Below are 17,110 nucleotides of genomic sequence, written 5' to 3'. Positions count from 1 at the left end.
GGTCAGGGGCGGGGTGGCCAGGTGTCGAGGATGGCCTGCACGGGAAGAGCGTCCCGCTCCGGGTCGGAGGCGGGGATCGGGGGCGGTGCCGGAGTCCGCTCGAAGCGGGGCGCCGGGGCCGGCTGGATCTCCCCGCCCACCTCGACGAAGGTTCCCCGGGCGGCGTTGTGCGGGTGGCGGTGCGCCTCGCCGGGAGCGAGCACCGGTGCCACGCAGGCGTCCAACTCGGCGAAGACGGCCGCCCACTCGTCCCGGGTACGGCCGGCGAACCGCTCGGCGAACCGGCGACGGAGCTCGGCCCAGCCGGCCGGGTCGTACTGGGCGGGCAGGTCGGGGTCGTCGGCCAGGCCCAGACCGGTGAGGAGGGCGGCGTAGAACGCCGGTTCCAGCGCGCCGACGGCGACGAATCCGCCGTCGGCGGTGTGGTAGGTGTCGTAGAAGGGCGCCCCACCGTCGAGCAGGTTGCCGCCGCGCGGCGCGGACCAGGCGCCGGTGCCGATCATCCCGTGCAGGAACGCCGTGAGCAGCGCCGACCCGTCGACCATCGCGGCGTCCACCACCTGCCCGACCCCCGAGCGCTCCCGCTCCAGCAACGCGGCCAGCACACCGACGGCGAGCAGCATCCCGCCGCCCGCGAAGTCACCGATCAGGTTCGTGGGCGGGTACGGGCGTTCACCGGCGCGGCCCAGCGGTTCGAGCGCGCCGGAGACCGCGATGTAGTCGATGTCGTGACCGGCCCGGGGCGCCAGCGGCCCGTGCTGCCCCCAGCCCGTCATCCGCGCGTACACGAGACGGGGGTTGCGGGCCAGGCTGGGCTCCGGGCCGAAGCCCAGCCGCTCGGCCACCCCCGGCCGGTACGCCTCGACCAGCACATCCGCGCGCTCCAGGAGGCTCAGCAGCGCCGCGACGCCGGCCGGCGACTTCAGGTCCAGCGTGGTGACCCGCCGGCCGCGCTGCAACGGCCCGGCCGGGGGAGCGGCCAGCCGTCCGGAGGCGGGGCCGCCCGGCCGGTCCACCCGGATCACGTCGGCGCCCAGGTCGGCGAGGACCATGCAGCCGAACGGGGCGGGCGCGAGACTGGCGAGCTCGACGACCCGTACCCCGGCCAGCGGTCCGCCGCGCGCCGCGGCCGGAGGCCCGTCGCTCCCCTCGGGCGGCGGCCCACCGCGCGGGGCGGCTGCGGGATCAGAGGGCACGGGCGATCAGCTCCTTCATGATCTCGTTGGTGCCGCCGTAGATCTTCTGGGCGCGGGCGTCGGCGTACATGCGGGCGATCGGGTACTCGGTGGTGTAGCCGTAGCCGCCGAAGAGTTGCAGGCACCTGTCGACGACCTCGCACTGCCCGTCGGTGAGCCAGTACTTCGCCATGGCGGCGGTCGCCACGTCCAGCTCATCCCGGGTGTGCCGGACGATGCAGTCGTCGAGGAAGACCCGGCTCGCCCGCGTCCGGGTCGCGCACTCGGCGAGCACCATCCGGGTGTTCTGGTGCCCGAGCAGCGGCCTGCCGAAGGCGGTCCGCTCCTTCACGTACGCCACGGTCAGCTCGACGGCCCGCTCCATGGCGGCGACCGCGCCCACCCCGATCACCAGCCGCTCCTGCGGGAGCTGCCGCATGAGCTGGACGAAGCCGAGGCCCTCGGCGTCGCCGAGCAGGTTCGCCGCCGGCACCCGCAGCCCGTCGAAGAAGAGCTCGGCGGTGTCGTTGGCCCTCAGCCCGATCTTGGAGAGCAGCCGGCCCCGGCGGAAGCCCTCCGGGCCGCCGCCGACCTCGCAGACCAGCAGCGAGATACCGGCGGCACGCTGCTCCGGGTCGGTCTTGGCGGCCACGATGACCACATCGGCGAGCCCGCCGTTGCTGATGAACGTCTTCGCCCCGGTGACCAGGTAGTCGTCGCCGTCGCGTACCGCCCGGGTGCGCATCCCCTGGAGGTCCGAGCCGCCGTCGGGCTCGGTCATGGCGATCGCCCCGACCAGCTCGCCGCTGCAGAGGCCGGGCAGCCAGCGCCGCTTCTGCTCCTCGCTGCCGTACGCCACCAGGTAGCCGGTGACGATCCCGCTGTGCACGGCGAGGCCGAGGCTGCTCTCACCGGCGTACGCCTGCTCCTGGAGCGTCACCACCTCGTGGGTGAAGTCGCCGCCCCCGCCGCCGTACTGCTCGGGGACGGAGAGGCCGAGCAGGCCCAGCTCGCCCGCGCGGCGGTAGTGCTCCCGGTCCGGGTGCCCCTGCGCGAGCAGCCGGTCGGTGTGCGGCAGCACGTCCCGGGTGAAGAAGGCGCGGGCCAGGTCGGCCAGGTCGTCGTGCTCCGGCTTACGCCACGGTGAGGGGTGGGGCGTCGGCATGGCCCCACCCTCGTGCCCGCCCGGCAACGTGTCAACAAGCGTCGATCGGCTGGGGTGCGCCGCCTCGGGACGCCGGAGCGGGCACCGCAGGGCCGCTGGTTGACGCACGCCGTCCTCGACGCCGCATGACCCACTGCGCCAAAAAACCGATCCCGGCACCCGGGACCGGGCCGGTCCGGAAGGCCCGGCGGGTGGGCCGGCTCACCGGCCGCCGGGCGGCCCGTGAAAAGGCCGTCAAAAAGCTGCGCGCCCCCGTCACGGTCCCGTTATAGGCCCTGTCGCACCGCTGACCGTGGGGCTTTGATTGCCCCGCGCGACCGGGAGGCGGTCGCGACGAACCTTATCCGTACGAGGAGTCAGCGTGTCTGACGTGGTGTTCGTGGTCCTGACGGTGGCGCTCTTCGTGGCGCTCGCCCTGGTGGTCCGGGCGGTGGAGAAGCTGTGAGCGCGATCAACGCCGTCGGCCTGGTGCTCGCGATCGGCCTGGGGATCTTCCTGGTCGTCGCCCTGCTCTTCCCGGAGCGCTTCTGATGACCATGACAACAGCCGGCGTCATCTTCGTCCTGTCGCTGGTGGCGGCGCTGGTCGCCGTCTACAAGCCGTTCGGCGACCACATGTACCGGGTGGTCTCCGGCACCCGGTCGTCTCGGGTGGAGCGCGGGATCTACCGGCTGGTCGGGGTCAACCCGGCCGCCGAGCAGAGCTGGGGCGTCTACGCCCGCAGCGTGCTGGCCTTCTCGGTCGTCTCGCTCCTCTTCCTCTACCTGCTCCAGCGGGTGCAGGACAAGCTCTGGCTGTCGCTGGGCTTCGATCCGGTGGTGCCGCACGGCGCCTGGAACACCGCGGTGTCGTTCGTGACGAACACCAACTGGCAGTCGTACTCGGGTGAGTCGACAATGGGTCACCTCGTGCAGATGGCCGGCCTCGCGGTGCAGAACTTCGTCTCCGCGTCGGTCGGCATCGCGGTCGCGATCGCCCTGGTCCGCGGCTTCGCCCGGCACCGCGCCGAGCAGCTGGGCAACTTCTGGGTCGACCTGACCCGGATCACCCTGCGCATCCTGCTGCCGATCGCGGTGCTCGGCGCGTTCGCGCTGATGCTCGGCGGGGTGGTGCAGAACCTCTCCGGTGGTACCGACGTCACCACGCTGACCGGCGGCACCCAGACGATCACCGGTGGTCCGGTGGCCAGCCAGGAAGTGATCAAGGAGTTGGGCACCAACGGTGGCGGCTTCTACAACGCCAACAGCGCCCACCCGTTCGAGAACCCGACGTCCTGGACCAACTGGATCGAGATCTTCCTGATCCTGCTGATCCCGTTCAGCCTGCCCCGGGTCTTCGGCCGCATGGTCGGCCAGAACCGCCAGGGGTACGCCATCGCGGCCGTGATGGCGATCCTGGCGCTGGCGAGCGTCACCCTGACCAACGTCTTCGAGCTGACCGGGCACGGCACCGTTCCGCAGGCGGTCGGCGCCGCGCTGGAGGGCAAGGAGGTGAGGTTCGACGTCTCGAACTCCGCCACCTTCGCCGCGGCGACCACGTTGACCTCCACCGGCGCGGTGAACTCGTTCCACGACTCGTTCACCCCGCTCGGCGGCCTGATGCCGATGTTCAACATGATGCTCGGCGAGGTCGCCCCCGGCGGTGTCGGCTCCGGCCTCTACGGCCTGCTGATCCTCGCGGTGATCACGGTCTTCGTGGCCGGGCTCATGGTCGGCCGTACGCCGGAGTACCTGGGTAAGAAGATCGGTGCCCGGGAGATCAAGTTCGCCTCGATGTACTTCCTGATCATGCCGGCGCTGGTGCTGATCGGGACGGCCGCGGCGTTCGCCACCGGCAACAACGAGACCGCACTCAACGCCGGCCCGCACGGGCTCTCCGAGGTCCTCTACGCGTTCACCTCGGCGAGCAACAACAACGGGTCCGCCTTCGCCGGCATCACCGTGAACACCACCTGGTGGGACACCGCGCTCGGGCTCTGCATGCTGCTCGGCCGGTTCCTGCCGATCATCTTCGTACTCGCCCTCGCCGGCTCGCTGGCCCGCCAGCAGCCGACCCCGGCGTCCGAGGGCACCCTGCCGACCCACCGGCCGCTCTTCATCGGGATGGTCACGGGCGTCACGGTGGTCCTCGTCGCGCTCACCTTCCTGCCCGCCCTCGCGCTCGGCCCGCTGGCCGAGGGGCTCTGATCTCTCATGAGGAACGAGAACATGTCCGTCACGTCGGTGACATCGGGGGCCGGCGACGCGCCGACCGCCGGCACGCCCGCCACCCAGGGCAACCGGGTCGGCGGCGGCCTGCTCGACCCGAAGCAGATGCTCCGGTCCCTGCCGGACGCGCTGCGCAAGCTCGACCCGCGCACGCTCTGGCGCACCCCGGTGATGCTGATCGTCGAGATCGGCGCGGTCTTCACCACCGTGCTGGCGATCGCCGACCCGTCGGTGTTCGCCTGGGCCATCACCGTCTGGCTCTGGCTCACCGTCATCTTCGCCAACCTCGCGGAGGCCGTGGCGGAGGGCCGGGGCAAGGCGCAGGCCGCCACGCTGCGCCAGGCGAAGCGGGACACCATCGCCACCCGGCTGATCGGCTGGCGGCCCGGCGCCCCGGCGAACTCGTACCGGGACGAGGCGGTGGCCGCGCCCGAGCTGAAGCAGGGCGACATCGTCCTCGTCGAGGCGGGGAGCATCATCCCCGGCGACGGTGACGTGGTCGAGGGGATCGCCAGCGTCGACGAGTCGGCCATCACCGGCGAGTCCGCGCCCGTGATCCGGGAGTCCGGCGGCGACCGCAGCGCGGTCACCGGCGGCACCAGGGTGCTCTCCGACCGGATCGTCGTGCGGATCACCCAGAAGCCCGGGGAGAGCTTCATCGACCGGATGATCGCCCTGGTCGAGGGCGCGAACCGGCAGAAGACGCCGAACGAGATCGCGCTCAACATCCTGCTCGCCGCGCTCACGATCATCTTCCTGCTCGCGGTGGTCACCCTCCAGCCGCTGGCGATCTTCTCGAAGGGCTACCAGGCGGCCGCGTCGGACACCGGCGCGATCACCGACGCCGGCATCACCGGCGTGGTGCTCGCCTCGCTGCTCGTCTGCCTGATCCCCACCACGATCGGCGCGCTGCTCTCGGCGATCGGCATCGCCGGCATGGACCGCCTGGTCCAGCGCAACGTCCTCGCGGTCAGCGGTCGGGCCGTCGAGGCGGCCGGCGACGTGAACACGCTGCTGCTCGACAAGACCGGGACGATCACCCTCGGCAACCGGCAGGCCGCCGAGTTCCTGCCGGTCGAGGGGGTCGAGCCGGCGGAGGTCGCCGACGCCGCGCAGCTCTCCAGCCTCGCCGACGAGACCCCTGAGGGGCGCTCGGTGGTGGTGCTCGCGAAGAACGAGTTCGGGCTGCGTGAGCGGGAGCCGGGCGTCATGCCGCACGCCACCTTCGTGCCGTTCACCGCGCAGACCCGGATGAGCGGCGTCGACCTCGGCGCGGAGAGCGTCGACGGCGGCGTGCGCCGGATCCGCAAGGGCGCTGCGGCGGCGGTCATGAAGTGGGTACGCGACAACGGCGGCCACCCGACCGAACAGGTCGGCGAACTGGTCGACACGATCAGCGGTACCGGCGGCACCCCGCTGGTGGTCGCCGAGCACGTCGACGGGGAGCCGGCCCGGGCGCTCGGCGTCATCCACCTCAAGGACGTGGTCAAGTCCGGGATGCGCGAGCGGTTCGACGAGATGCGCCGGATGGGCATCCGCACCGTGATGATCACCGGTGACAACCCGCGCACCGCGAAGGCGATCGCCGACGAGGCCGGGGTGGACGACTTCCTCGCCGAGGCCACCCCGGAGGACAAGCTCGCCCTCATCAAGAAGGAGCAGGAGGGCGGCCGGCTGGTCGCGATGACGGGCGACGGCACAAACGACGCGCCCGCGCTCGCCCAGGCGGACGTCGGCGTGGCCATGAACACCGGCACGTCGGCCGCGAAGGAGGCCGGCAACATGGTCGACCTCGACTCCGACCCGACGAAGCTCATCGAGATCGTCGAGATCGGCAAGCAGTTGCTGATCACCCGGGGCGCGCTGACCACGTTCTCCATCGCCAACGACGTGGCGAAGTACTTCGCCATCATCCCGGCCATGTTCGCCGGCCTCTACCCGAGCCTGGACGCGCTGAACATCATGCGGCTGGCCAGCCCCGAGTCGGCGATCCTCTCCGCCGTCATCTTCAACGCGATCATCATCGTCGTGCTGATCCCGCTCGCCCTGCGCGGCGTGCGGTACCGGCCGGCCAGCGCGTCGAAGCTGCTCAGCCGCAACCTCTGGCTCTACGGCCTGGGCGGCCTCGTCGTGCCGTTCCTCGGCATCAAGCTCATCGACCTGCTCATCCAGTTCATCCCAGGGATCTCGTGATGCGCCTACCCAGCTGGATCACCCAGCACCTAGCCGCCCTGCGGGCCGTGCTCGTCTTCACCGTGCTGCTCGGCCTGGCCTACCCGCTCACCATGGTCGCCGTGGGCCAGCTCCCCGGCCTCCACGGCAGGGCGAACGGTTCGATGATCAACGTCGACGGACGTGCCGTGGGCAGCGGCCTCATCGGCCAGTCCTTCACCGACGCGGACGGGAACCCGATCGCCCGCTACTTCCAGAGCCGCCCGTCGGCGGCCGGCGACGGCTACGACCCGACCGCCACCTCGGCCAGCAACCTCGGCCCGGAGAACGTGGTGGACACCATCGCCACCGACCCGGAGGAGTCCTCGCAGAGCCTGCTCACCCAGGTCTGCGCGCGCAGCAAGGCGGTCGGTGAACTCGACGGCGTGGACGGCAGCCGGCCGTTCTGCACCCCGGACGGGGTCGGCGCGGTGCTCGCCGTGTTCCGGGCCGACGGCCTCACCGGGGCTGTCACCCGGGTGGTGAGCGTCAACCAGGCCGCCCCGGCCACCCCGTTCCTGGCGAACTACCAGGGGGTGCCGGTGCAGCTGGCCGAGCCCGGCCAGGACTACGTGGCCGAGGGCGGCATCATCACCCCGATCCGCGGCGACGCCCCCGCCGAGCCGGCCGTACCCGCCGACGCGGTGACCGCCAGCGGCAGCGGCCTCGACCCGCAGATCAGCCCGGCCTACGCCGAGTTGCAGGTGAACCGGGTCGCCCGCGAGCGCGGCGCCGACCCGGCGGCGGTCCGCCGCCTGATCGAGGCGAACACCACCGGCCGGGCGCTGGGCTTCATGGGCTCGCCCGGGGTGAACGTGCTGGAACTCAATCTGGCACTGGACCGGGAGTTTCCCGCCCGCTGATCCGCCGAGCACCTGGGGCGAGGCCACGAACGTGGTCTCGCCCCGCGGCGGGAGCGCCCGTCCGAGGGCGCAGGAGAGGATGGTTCCGTGTCACGAGGTGAGCTGCGCATCTACCTGGGTGCCGCGCCCGGCGTCGGGAAGACGTACGCGATGCTGGAAGAGGCCCACCGGCGCGCGGAGCGCGGCACCGACGTGGTGATCGGGCTGGTGGAGACGCACGGCCGCAAGCACACCGCCGCGATGATCGGCGACCTGGAGCAGGTGCCCCGCCGTACGGTCGAGTACCGGGGGAGCGAGTTCGCCGAGATGGACCTCGACGCGGTGCTCGCCCGCCGGCCGGAGGTCGCCGTGGTCGACGAGCTGGCGCACACGAACGTTCCCGACTCCCGCAACGGCAAGCGCTGGCAGGACGTCCAGGAGCTGCTCGACGCCGGGATCGACGTGCTCTCCACGGTCAACGTCCAGCACCTCGAATCGGTGAACGACGTGGTCGCGCAGATCACCGGCACCGTGCAGCGGGAGACGGTGCCGGACGAGATCGTCCGCGCCGCCGAGCAGGTCGAGCTGGTCGACATGACGCCGGAGGCGCTGCGCCGACGGATGGCCCACGGCAACATCTACCGACCCGACAAGATCGATGCGGCGCTGGGCAACTACTTCCGGGTCGGCAACCTCACCGCGCTGCGGGAACTGGCGCTGCTCTGGCTGGCCGACAAGGTCGACGAGCAGCTCGGCCGGTACCGCGACCAGCAAGGCATCGCCGAGACGTGGGAGGCGCGCGAGCGGGTGGTGGTCGCGCTGACCGGCGGCCCCGAGGGGGAGACGCTGGTCCGGCGCGCCGCCCGGATCGCCGCCCGCAGCAAGGGCTCCGACCTGCTCGCCGTGCACGTGGCCCGCAGCGACGGGCTGGTCGGTGCCGATCCGGCGCAGCTGGCCCGGCAGCGGGTGCTGGTGGAGAGCCTCGGCGGCACCTACCACCAGGTCCTCGGCGCGGACGTGTCGTCGGCGCTGCTCGACTTCGCCCGGGGCGTCAACGCCACCCAGCTCGTGCTCGGCGCCAGCCGCCGTGGCCGCTTCGCCCAGCTCTTCGCCCGCGGCGTCGGGGTGACCACGATCGCGCACTCCGGCGCCATCGACGTGCACCTGGTCACCCACACCGAGGCCGGTCGCGGGCGGCGCGCCGCCGGGGTGCCGGCGGCGCTGTCCCGGCGTCGTCGGCTGCTCGGCTTCGCCCTCGCCGCGCTCGGCGTACCGCTGCTGACCCTGCTGCTCACCGTCCTGCCCGACCTCACCCTGGCCAGCGACATCCTGCTCTTCCTGGCCGCCGTGGTCGCGGTGGCGCTGGTCGGTGGGCTCTGGCCGGCGCTGGTCGCGGCGCTCGGCGGGTCGCTGATCCTCAACTGGTTCTTCACCCCGCCGTTCCACACCCTGACCATCAACGAGCCCGACAACCTGCTCGCCCTCGCCGTCTTCGTCGGTGTCGCGGTCGCGGTCAGCTGGATCGTCGACGTCGCCGCCCGGCGGACCCGGGAGGCGGCCCGCGCCGCCGCCGACGCGCAGACCCTCGCCGCGGTGGCCGGCGGGGTGCTGCGGGGCGGGCGGCCGCTGATCGCGCTCCTCGACCAGTTGCGCGAGACGTTCGGGCTGCGCGCGGTGAGCGTGCTGGAACTCGCCGAGGAGGCCACCGGACGGCCGGCCCGGGCCCGGGAGGAGCGGGCCTGGTGCGTGGTCGCGAGCGTCGGCGACCACCCGGCGACCACGCCCGACCGGGGCGAGACGGTGGTGCCGGTCGACGAACGGATCACCGTGGTGCTCTGCGGCGCCCGGCTGGAGGCGGCCGACCGTCGCCTGGTCGAGGCGTTCGCCGCCCAGGCAGCCGTCGCGCTCCGTCAGGAGCGGCTGGCCGAGGAGGCGGCCACCGCCCGGCCGCTGGCCGAGGCGGACCGGATGCGGACCGCGCTGCTCGCCGCGGTCAGCCACGACCTGCGTACCCCGCTGGCGTCGGCGAAGGCGGCGGTGACCAGCCTGCGCAGCCCCGACGTCGACTTCGACGAGGACGATCGGGCGGAGCTGCTGGCCACCGCGGAGGAGTCGCTGGACCGGTTGGCCCGGCTCGTCGCCAACCTGCTCGACATGAGCCGGCTCCAGGCGGGCGCGCTCGGCGTCCTGCCGGCCGAGATCGGCCTGGAGGACGCGGTGCCGCGGGCCCTCGACGAGCTCGGGCCCCCGGCCGCCGGCGTCGACACCGACATCCCGGCCGACCTGCCCGCCGTCACCGCCGATCCCGGCCTGCTCGAACGGGTGCTCGTCAACGTCATCGCCAACGCCCTGCGGTACAGCCCGCCCGGCCAGCCGCCGCACGTCACCGCGAGCGCCCACGCGGGCCGGGTCGAGCTGCGGATCATCGACACCGGCCCCGGCATTCCCGAGGATCAGTGGGAGCACGTGTTCCTGCCGTTCCAACGCCTCGGCGACCGGGACAACCAGACCGGGGTGGGGCTCGGGCTGGCGCTCTCCCGGGGCCTGGCGGAGGCGATGGGTGGCAGTCTCACCCCGGAGACGACGCCGGGTGGTGGACTGACCATGGTGCTGCGGCTGCCCGCGGCGACCCAGGGCATGGCGGAGGGACCACAGGAATGACCCGGATCCTGGTCGTGGACGACGAGCCGCAGATCCTGCGTGCCCTGCGGATCAACCTGCGCGCCCGGCGGTACGACGTCGTGGTGGCCGACACCGGCGCCGGTGCGCTCCGGGCCGCCGCCAGCCACCCGCCGGACCTGGTCGTCCTCGACCTCGGCCTGCCCGACCTGGACGGGGTCGAGGTGATCCGGGGGCTGCGAGGCTGGACCAGCGTGCCGATCATCGTGCTCTCCGGGCGGGCCGGCAGCGAGGACAAGGTGGAGGCGCTGGACGCCGGGGCCGACGACTACGTCACGAAGCCGTTCGGGGTCGAGGAGCTGCTGGCGCGGATCAGGGCGGTCACCCGGCGGCTCGGCCCCGCGACCGAGGCGGGCGCCACGCTGAAGGTGGGGCGCAACACCGTCGACCTCGCCGACCGTACGGTCACCCGCGACGACGGTACGGAGATCAAGCTGACCCCCACCCAGTGGTCGGTGCTGGAGAAGCTGCTGCGCCACCCCGGCAAGCTGGTCAGCCAGCGGCAGCTGCTGCACGAGGTGTGGGGGCCGGAGTACGAGAACGAGAGCAACTACCTGCGGCAGTACCTCGCACAGCTGCGCCGCAAGCTGGAGGACGATCCGGCCCGTCCCCGGCACCTCATCACCGAGCCGGGCATGGGTTACCGCTACCGCCCCTGACCGGCCGGAGCTCCTGGCCGACTCCAGATCATCGAAGTCGGGGTATCGGCCGGCCCGGACACCCCGACGTCAGGGAACCCGAGTCGATCACGCGAGGTGTCTGTGACACCTATGCCTCCCGGGTTCCGGCAAGCGCGGCGATGGGCTGCTGCGGCGCGGAGGCGCCGGCGGGGGCCTCGGGGCGTACCGGGGGCGCCACCAGGAGCGGATCGACCTGGATCCGGTCGACGCCGAGCGGCCGCAGCATGGACCGCAGGGCCGATTCGCAGAGCCGGGTCCACGGCTGGTCCGCGCCCATAGCGCGGTTGAGCCGTTCCGGGTCGGTGAACGCGAGACCGACCCGCTGCCCCTGGGGTAGCCGGCCGGTCCGCACGATGAGCGCCTGCCGTCCCGGTGTGGCGCGCACCGGGACGACGTAGGTATCCGGGAGCTCGTCCATCGTGGTGCCTTTCGGGTGCACGACCGGCGGGTGGCCGGTCACGGGGTGAATCGTTCGAGGTCGCGGCCGAAGCGTCGGATCGCTTCGGCGCGGGCCCAGGCGGGGGCGGGAACCGTGACCACGGGTCCGTTCGCGTGGCTGACGCAGTAGCGGGTCACGTGCCCGCCGGCCACGCTGAAGCGGCCGCGGCGGGGACTGCCCACGACGAGGAGATCGCCGTCGCGGCAGGCGTGGTCGACGAGCACCTGGCCGGCGTACCCCTGCTCGGCGACGATCCGTAGCGCGACGTCTCGGGGCATGCCGCCCAGCGCCGCGTCGAACGCCTCTCGGACGTACGCGCGGGCGGCGCGGGCCAGGTCCCCCTGCCAGAGCCAGGGCATGGTGCCCGGCCGCCAGACCGGCACGAACGCCCACGCGCGTACCGCGTGCAGGCAGGCGTTCTCGCGCTGCGCCAGGCTCACGGCGGTGCGCAGCGCCTGCAGACCGCAGAAGGACCTGTCGACGCCGACGACGACGCGGCGGGCGGTGGTGGGACGGCTCATGCCGACGCCGCCAGGTTCGCCGGGGTGGCCTCGGAGAGATCGAGCGGGCGCAGGATGCTGAGCGTGACGACGACCTCCGCGCCGCCTCGCCGGCGCAGGTCGGCCACGGCGCGGTGCAGCATCGTCAGGCTGTCGGCGGAGAGTCGTACGACGGCGTCGAGGTCGGCTGCGATCCACCAGGCGGCCACCGCGCACGGTTCGGTCCGCAGGTGCTCCAGGAGGTGGCTGCCGGGGGTGGCGGCGGTCAGCCGCACGCCGACGAGCGCCTCGTGGCGCCGTACGGGCTCGTCGCCGCTGGGAACGCCGTCCGGTGCCGGCTCGGGATCCGGCCACCTCGACCGAAGTGAGGTCATGTCGCCATCGTGACGCGCCACCGGGCGGCCCTACCCGCGTCTGTACGCCGATATGACGGTGGACGGGGCGTTTCTTGACGCGCCGTTCACGTCCGGTCCCCGGCATGGACGCGGTGGGCGGGGGTACGGCGGAGCGGAAGCGTACCGCCGCCGATCGGAGGAGCCGGCATGGCCAGCGTGACGAGGCAGATGCTCGATGCGTACCCGAAGTCGATCAACCTGGACCGGGCGAAGCTCGCCGCGGTGATCGACACGATCAACTCGTGCGCCCAGGCGTGCACGGCGTGCGCCGACGCCTGCCTGAGCGAGGACATGGTGGCCGGGCTGACCAAGTGCGTGCGGACCGACCTGGACTGCGCCGACGTCTGCACCACCACCGCCCGGGTGCTCTCCCGGCACACCGGCTACGACGCCAACGTGACCCGCAGCCTGCTGGAGGCGTGCGCGACGGCGTGCCGGGCGTGCGGCGACGAGTGCGCCCGGCACGCCGACATGCACGAGCACTGCCGGATCTGCGCCGACGCCTGCCGGGAGTGCGAGCGGGCCTGCCGGGACCTGCTGGCCACGATCAGCTGACGCGCGACCGCCGGCCGCCCGGGCAACCACCCGGACGGCCGGCGGGATGACGGGTCAGCCCTTGGCCTTCTGCTTGGCCTCCTGCGGGCTCATGCCCTTGCCGGCCATCTTCATCGCGTCCTTCAGCTGGCTCTCCGTCATCTTGGAGTTGCCCTCGATGCCCATCTTGTGGGCCTGCTGACGCATTTCGTGCAGCTGCTCTCGGCCGGTCATCTCAGCCTCCATCCGTGTGACGGGCGCGAGGCGCGGCCTCGCGCCGGGCAACCCCCCGCTTTCCCCTCGGCGGGGAGCGCAAACCGGCCCGCGATCAGGGCGCCTGTCGTCTGCGTCGGCGGTGCGGGTTGTCGAGCTTGTGGTCGGTGGTGACGCTGATCTGCCCGTCCGACTCCATCCGGGCCTCCCGCACCCTCGAGATGTCGTCGACGCCCTGTTCCCGGAGCAGCTGCCGCAGCTCCTCGTCCGTGATGAGTTCGCGGCGCATGTTCCGGTGCATGATCTCCCCGTTGCGCACCAGCAGCAGCGAGCTGGGCCGGATCACCCGGGCCGCCGCCGGCCACCCGTACGCCACGGCGTCGAGCAGGTACGACCATCCGATGATCACCGCGACGAGCAGCACGCCGTCGGTGATCGACGTGTAGTTGCCCGACATGCCGTTCTGCGCGGCGTCGGCGAGCAGCACGATGACCAGCAGGTCGGTGACGCCGGTGGTGCCGCTCTCCCGCTTGAGGATGACCCGCAGCAGCCCGAACAGCACCAGGTACATCACGCTTCCGCGGATGACCGTCTCCAGCAGCGGGGTGCTCGGAACGAAGAGCTGTCCCCAGTCGGCCACGGACCCGGCTACCCGTCCGTCCCGGTGCCATTCCTCGACATGATCCCGCCGTTGGCGAAAACGGCCGCGGTTCGCGGTTTCGGCAGTTTCGGAGCGGGCAGGTGTGAGGATCGGATCAATGGCGCCGGAGGGAGTGGGACGTGGTCGACCGGATAGCCGACCCCTGGGGTCCGCGGACCCCGTACGGGGCGGGCCAGGACTGGCCGGTACGGGTGGACACCTTCCTCGACGGCGACCTGCGAGCGGAGGACGTGGACCGATGGGTCCAGTCGGCGTCGATCCTGCACTCCAACGGCGACGCGCTCGACATCGCGGTGAAGGACGGCCGGATCGTCGGCGTACGGGGCCGGGCGGTGGACCGGGTCAACCGGGGGCGGCTCGACCCGAAGGACCTCTACGGCTGGCAGGCCAACCACAGCCCCGACCGGCTGACCCGCCCGCTGGTGCGGGAGGGCGGGCAGCTGGTGGAGACCGACTGGGACACCGCCATGGGGCGGATCGTCGCCCGGTCGAAGGAGCTGCTGGACGGTCCCGGCGGCTGGGGCCACTTCGGCTTCTACACCACCGGTCAGCTCTTCCTCGAGGAGTACTACACCCTCGGCGTGCTCGGGAAGGCGGGCCTCGGCACGCCGCACATGGACGGCAACACCCGGCTCTGCACGGCGACCGCGGCGGCGGCGCTGAAGGCCACCTTCGGCGCGGACGGGCAGCCCGGCTCGTACGCCGACATCGACCACTGCGACGCGCTGGCGATCTGGGGACACAACGTCGCGGAGACCCAGGCGGTGCTCTGGATGCGGATGCTGGACCGCCGGCGTGGTCCCAACCCGCCGGCGATGCTCGCCGCCGACCCGCGCTCCACCGCCGTGACCCGCGAGGCGGACGTGCACCTGCCGATCCGCAACGGCACCAACATGGCGTTGCTGAACGGGCTGCTGCGGGAGGTCATCCGCAACGGCTGGTACGACGAGGCGTACGTGGCGGCGCACACGCTGGGCTTCGAGGAGCTGTCCCGTACGGTCGACGGTTACCCGCCGGAGCGGGTCGCCGAGATCTGCGACGTGCCCGCCTCGGACGTACGCCGTGCCGCCGAACTCCTCGGTGGGTCGCGGCGCCTGCTCTCCACCGTGCTCCAGGGCTTCTACCAGTCCAACCAGGCCACCGCGGCGGCGTGCCAGGTCAACAACCTGCACCTGATCCGGGGGATGATCGGCCGTCCGGGGGCCGGCGTCTACCAGATGAACGGCCAGCCGACGGCGCAGAACACCCGGGAGACCGGTGCGGACGGCGACCTGCCCGGGCTGCGTAACTGGGACAATCCCGACCACATCGCCGAGCTGGCCCGGCTGTGGAACGTCGAACCCGAGATCATCCCGCACTGGGCGCCGCCCACGCACGCCATGCAGATCTTCCGGTACGCCGAACAGGGCTCGATCAAGTTGCTCTGGATCAGCGCCACCAACCCGGCCGTCTCCCTGCCCGACCTCTCCCGCATCCGGCACATCCTGCGACAGCCCGAGCTCTTCGTGGTCGTGCAGGACCTCTTCCTCACCGAGACGGCGGAGCTCGCCGACGTGGTGCTGCCCGGCGCGACCTGGGGGGAGAAGACCGGCACCTTCACCAACGTGGACCGGACCGTGCACCTCAGCGAGAAGGCGGTCGACCCGCCCGGCGAGGCGCGCGCCGACCTGGACATCTTCCTGGACTACGCGCGGCGGATGGACTTCCGCGACCGCGACGGCCGGCCGCTGATCGGGTGGGCGACCCCCGAGGAGGCGTTCGAGGCGTGGAAGGAGTGCTCGCGGGGCCGTCCCTGCGACTACACCGGGCTCAGCTACGACCGGCTGCGCGGCGGCAGCGGCATCCAGTGGCCGTGCACCGATGCCCAGCCCGACGGCACGGAACGGCTCTACGTCGACGGGGTCTTCCCCACCGACCCGGAGGTGTGCGAGACCTACGGCCAGGACCTGGCCACCGGCGCCGAGTTCCTCGCCGACGAGTACCGGGCGAAGCAGCCGGGCGGGCGGGCGTTCCTGCACGCCGACGAGTACCGGCCGTCGCCGGAGGTGCCCGACGAGGAGCGCCCGATGCTGCTCACCACCGGTCGCACCGTCTACCAGTTCCACACCCGTACGAAGACCGGTCGGGCGCCGCAGCTGAACGCCGCCGCACCGGACGTCTGGGTGGAGCTCAACCCGATCGACGCCGAACGTCTCGGCATCGGCGAGGGGGACCTGGTCGGTATCGCCTCGGCCCGCGGCGCCGTGCAGGCCCGGGCGCGGCTGAGCGGCATCCGCCCCGGGGTGGTCTTCCTGCCGTTCCACTACGGCTGGTTCGACCAGGACCCGGCCGACCGTACGCCGCGGGCCGCCAACGAGCTGACCATCACCGCCTGGGACCCGGTCTCCAAACAGCCGCTCTTCAAGGTCGCCGCGGTGGCGGTGTCCCGGCTCGCCGACGGCGGGGGCGTCCCGTCGCCGGCGCCGACGGTGGGCGGCAGCGCGCCCGTCGTGTCCGGGGTTCCGGCGACGGTGGGTGGCCCGGCGGCGGAGGCGACCAGCCACGCGGGAGGGGAGTGAGCCGTGCATCTCGCGCACTATCTCGGTCTGCTGCACCGGGCCCAGCTCAACCTGGCGGACGCGTTCCGGCAGGTGGGCGCCGCGCACCAGGACGAGCCGGACGTCTTCCATCTCTGTCAGCAGCAGGCGAAGCGTTGCGACGGGTTCGCCGAGCTGCTGCGGCCGTTCGCCGCCCGGTACGCCGAGGAGGCGCCCGCCGAGCCGGACCGGCTGCACTCGGAGTTGTTCGGTGGCACCCGCAGCGGCGGGATCGGACTGCTGCGCGACCTCCAGGACCTCTACCTGATGGCCGCCGAGTGCGACATCTGCTGGACGGTGGTGGGGCAGGCCGCGTACGGCGCCCGGGACCGGGACCTGCTCGCGGTCGTCCGGCGGTGTGAGGGCGAGACCGCCATGCAGCTGAAGTGGCTGCGTAGCCGGATGAAGCAGGCCGCTCCGCAGGCGCTCGTGGTGGCCGAGTGACTTCGCGCGATGTGCCAGGCCGGGGCGATCAGGCGGGCGCGGCCTTACCACCGTCGGACCGGTGCTATAGCGTCAGCGACGTGATTGTCGAGCAGCACTGGTGGAACGGTGACCGGACGGCGCGGGGACGCCGGGACGTGTACATCCGCACCGATGGGCAGCGCTGGGAGGTCCAGGCCCAGATCGGTGGTGAGTCCGGCCGGTCCCGGGTGCAGGAGTGCCCGAGCCGCGCCGCGGCCGCCATCCTGGCCGGTGCCTGGCGCGGCAACCATCCGGCCTGGCGGCAGCTGCCTCAGTGACGGCGCCTGCGCCGACCCGCCCAGGCCGCTGAGCTGCTGCTCAGCGGCCTGTTACGCGGGCCGTCCGGCGCGATGGCCCGGTGGCCACCG

General features: G+C 72.5%; 17 protein-coding genes. 10 read left to right on the top strand and 7 right to left on the bottom strand.

Annotated elements, in window-relative coordinates; genetic code table 11:
• Positions 1-2 precede the first annotated feature (2 nt).
• Positions 3-1,109: a CaiB/BaiF CoA-transferase family protein gene (locus E1211_RS07175; RefSeq protein ID WP_207915288.1), complete on the bottom strand. Its 1,107-nt coding sequence runs from the start codon at positions 1,107-1,109 to the stop codon at positions 3-5.
• Positions 1,110-1,185: 76 nt separating this feature from the next.
• Complete coding sequence (locus E1211_RS07170) at positions 1,186-2,340, bottom strand: acyl-CoA dehydrogenase family protein (RefSeq protein ID WP_132346673.1); 1,155 nt, start codon at positions 2,338-2,340, stop codon at positions 1,186-1,188.
• 441 nt (positions 2,341-2,781) lie between these two features.
• Between E1211_RS07170 and kdpF the strand changes: the two genes are divergently transcribed.
• The 6 genes from kdpF (at position 2,782) to E1211_RS07140 (ending at position 10,938) form a co-directional block, all read left to right on the top strand.
• A complete protein-coding gene (gene kdpF / locus E1211_RS07165; RefSeq protein WP_132346671.1) occupies positions 2,782-2,871 on the top strand; it encodes a K(+)-transporting ATPase subunit F in 90 nt (29 codons plus the stop codon).
• Complete coding sequence (gene kdpA / locus E1211_RS07160) at positions 2,871-4,526, top strand: potassium-transporting ATPase subunit KdpA (RefSeq protein WP_132346669.1); 1,656 nt, start codon at positions 2,871-2,873, stop codon at positions 4,524-4,526. Before kdpF ends, kdpA begins: the two co-directional genes overlap by 1 nt.
• A 21-nt stretch (positions 4,527-4,547) precedes the next feature.
• Entirely contained in the window at positions 4,548-6,740 is a 2,193-nt protein-coding gene (gene kdpB, locus E1211_RS07155) for a potassium-transporting ATPase subunit KdpB (RefSeq protein WP_132346667.1), read from the top strand.
• Positions 6,740-7,621 (top strand): potassium-transporting ATPase subunit C, encoded by an 882-nt coding sequence (locus E1211_RS07150; protein WP_132346665.1) that lies wholly within the window; start codon positions 6,740-6,742, stop codon positions 7,619-7,621. Before kdpB ends, E1211_RS07150 begins: the two co-directional genes overlap by 1 nt.
• An 87-nt stretch (positions 7,622-7,708) precedes the next feature.
• Positions 7,709-10,261: a DUF4118 domain-containing protein gene (locus tag E1211_RS07145; RefSeq protein ID WP_132346663.1), complete on the top strand. Its 2,553-nt coding sequence runs from the start codon at positions 7,709-7,711 to the stop codon at positions 10,259-10,261.
• Entirely contained in the window at positions 10,258-10,938 is a 681-nt protein-coding gene (locus tag E1211_RS07140; RefSeq protein ID WP_132346661.1) for a response regulator, read from the top strand. Before E1211_RS07145 ends, E1211_RS07140 begins: the two co-directional genes overlap by 4 nt.
• Positions 10,939-11,047: 109 nt before the next feature.
• Here E1211_RS07140 and E1211_RS07135 read toward each other — a convergent pair whose 3' ends face one another.
• From E1211_RS07135 to E1211_RS32365, 3 genes are read right to left on the bottom strand one after another with little or no spacing between them, the layout of a single operon-like run.
• On the bottom strand, positions 11,048-11,419 hold the full coding sequence (locus tag E1211_RS07135) for an SAV_915 family protein (RefSeq protein WP_132346659.1): 372 nt from the start codon (positions 11,417-11,419) through the stop codon (positions 11,048-11,050).
• On the bottom strand, positions 11,416-11,919 hold the full coding sequence (locus E1211_RS32370) for a universal stress protein (protein WP_165947198.1): 504 nt from the start codon (positions 11,917-11,919) through the stop codon (positions 11,416-11,418). Before E1211_RS32370 ends, E1211_RS07135 begins: the two co-directional genes overlap by 4 nt.
• Positions 11,916-12,272 carry a hypothetical protein gene (locus E1211_RS32365; protein WP_165947197.1) on the bottom strand — a complete coding sequence of 119 codons (357 nt, stop codon included), beginning with the start codon at positions 12,270-12,272 and terminating at the stop codon, positions 11,916-11,918. Before E1211_RS32365 ends, E1211_RS32370 begins: the two co-directional genes overlap by 4 nt.
• A 168-nt stretch (positions 12,273-12,440) precedes the next feature.
• Between E1211_RS32365 and E1211_RS07125 the strand changes: the two genes are divergently transcribed.
• Positions 12,441-12,848, top strand: a complete 408-nt coding sequence (locus E1211_RS07125) for a four-helix bundle copper-binding protein (RefSeq protein WP_132346655.1) — start codon at positions 12,441-12,443, stop codon at positions 12,846-12,848.
• Positions 12,849-12,902: 54 nt separating this feature from the next.
• Here E1211_RS07125 and E1211_RS33700 read toward each other — a convergent pair whose 3' ends face one another.
• Entirely contained in the window at positions 12,903-13,034 is a 132-nt protein-coding gene (locus E1211_RS33700; RefSeq protein ID WP_256371314.1) for a hypothetical protein, read from the bottom strand.
• A gap of 121 nt (positions 13,035-13,155) precedes the next feature.
• Positions 13,156-13,680 (bottom strand): DUF421 domain-containing protein, encoded by a 525-nt coding sequence (locus E1211_RS07120; protein ID WP_132346653.1) that lies wholly within the window; start codon positions 13,678-13,680, stop codon positions 13,156-13,158.
• Positions 13,681-13,820: 140 nt separating this feature from the next.
• On the opposite strand from E1211_RS07120, the gene E1211_RS07115 reads away from it, so the two are divergent.
• The 3 genes from E1211_RS07115 to E1211_RS07105 all read left to right on the top strand — a co-directional run bounded on the left by E1211_RS07115 (position 13,821) and on the right by E1211_RS07105 (position 17,020).
• Complete coding sequence (locus E1211_RS07115; protein WP_132346651.1) at positions 13,821-16,259, top strand: molybdopterin oxidoreductase family protein; 2,439 nt, start codon at positions 13,821-13,823, stop codon at positions 16,257-16,259.
• A gap of 3 nt (positions 16,260-16,262) precedes the next feature.
• Positions 16,263-16,721 carry a hypothetical protein gene (locus E1211_RS07110; RefSeq protein ID WP_132346649.1) on the top strand — a complete coding sequence of 153 codons (459 nt, stop codon included), beginning with the start codon at positions 16,263-16,265 and terminating at the stop codon, positions 16,719-16,721.
• 80 nt (positions 16,722-16,801) lie between these two features.
• Positions 16,802-17,020, top strand: coding sequence for a hypothetical protein (locus E1211_RS07105; RefSeq protein WP_120673560.1), 219 nt, complete (start codon positions 16,802-16,804; stop codon positions 17,018-17,020).
• Positions 17,021-17,110 lie beyond the last annotated feature (90 nt).

The organism is Micromonospora sp. 15K316, from assembly GCF_004348525.1.
Taxonomy (GTDB): Bacteria; Actinomycetota; Actinomycetes; order Mycobacteriales; family Micromonosporaceae; genus Micromonospora.
This window is presented reverse-complemented; position numbering and strand designations above follow the sequence as displayed.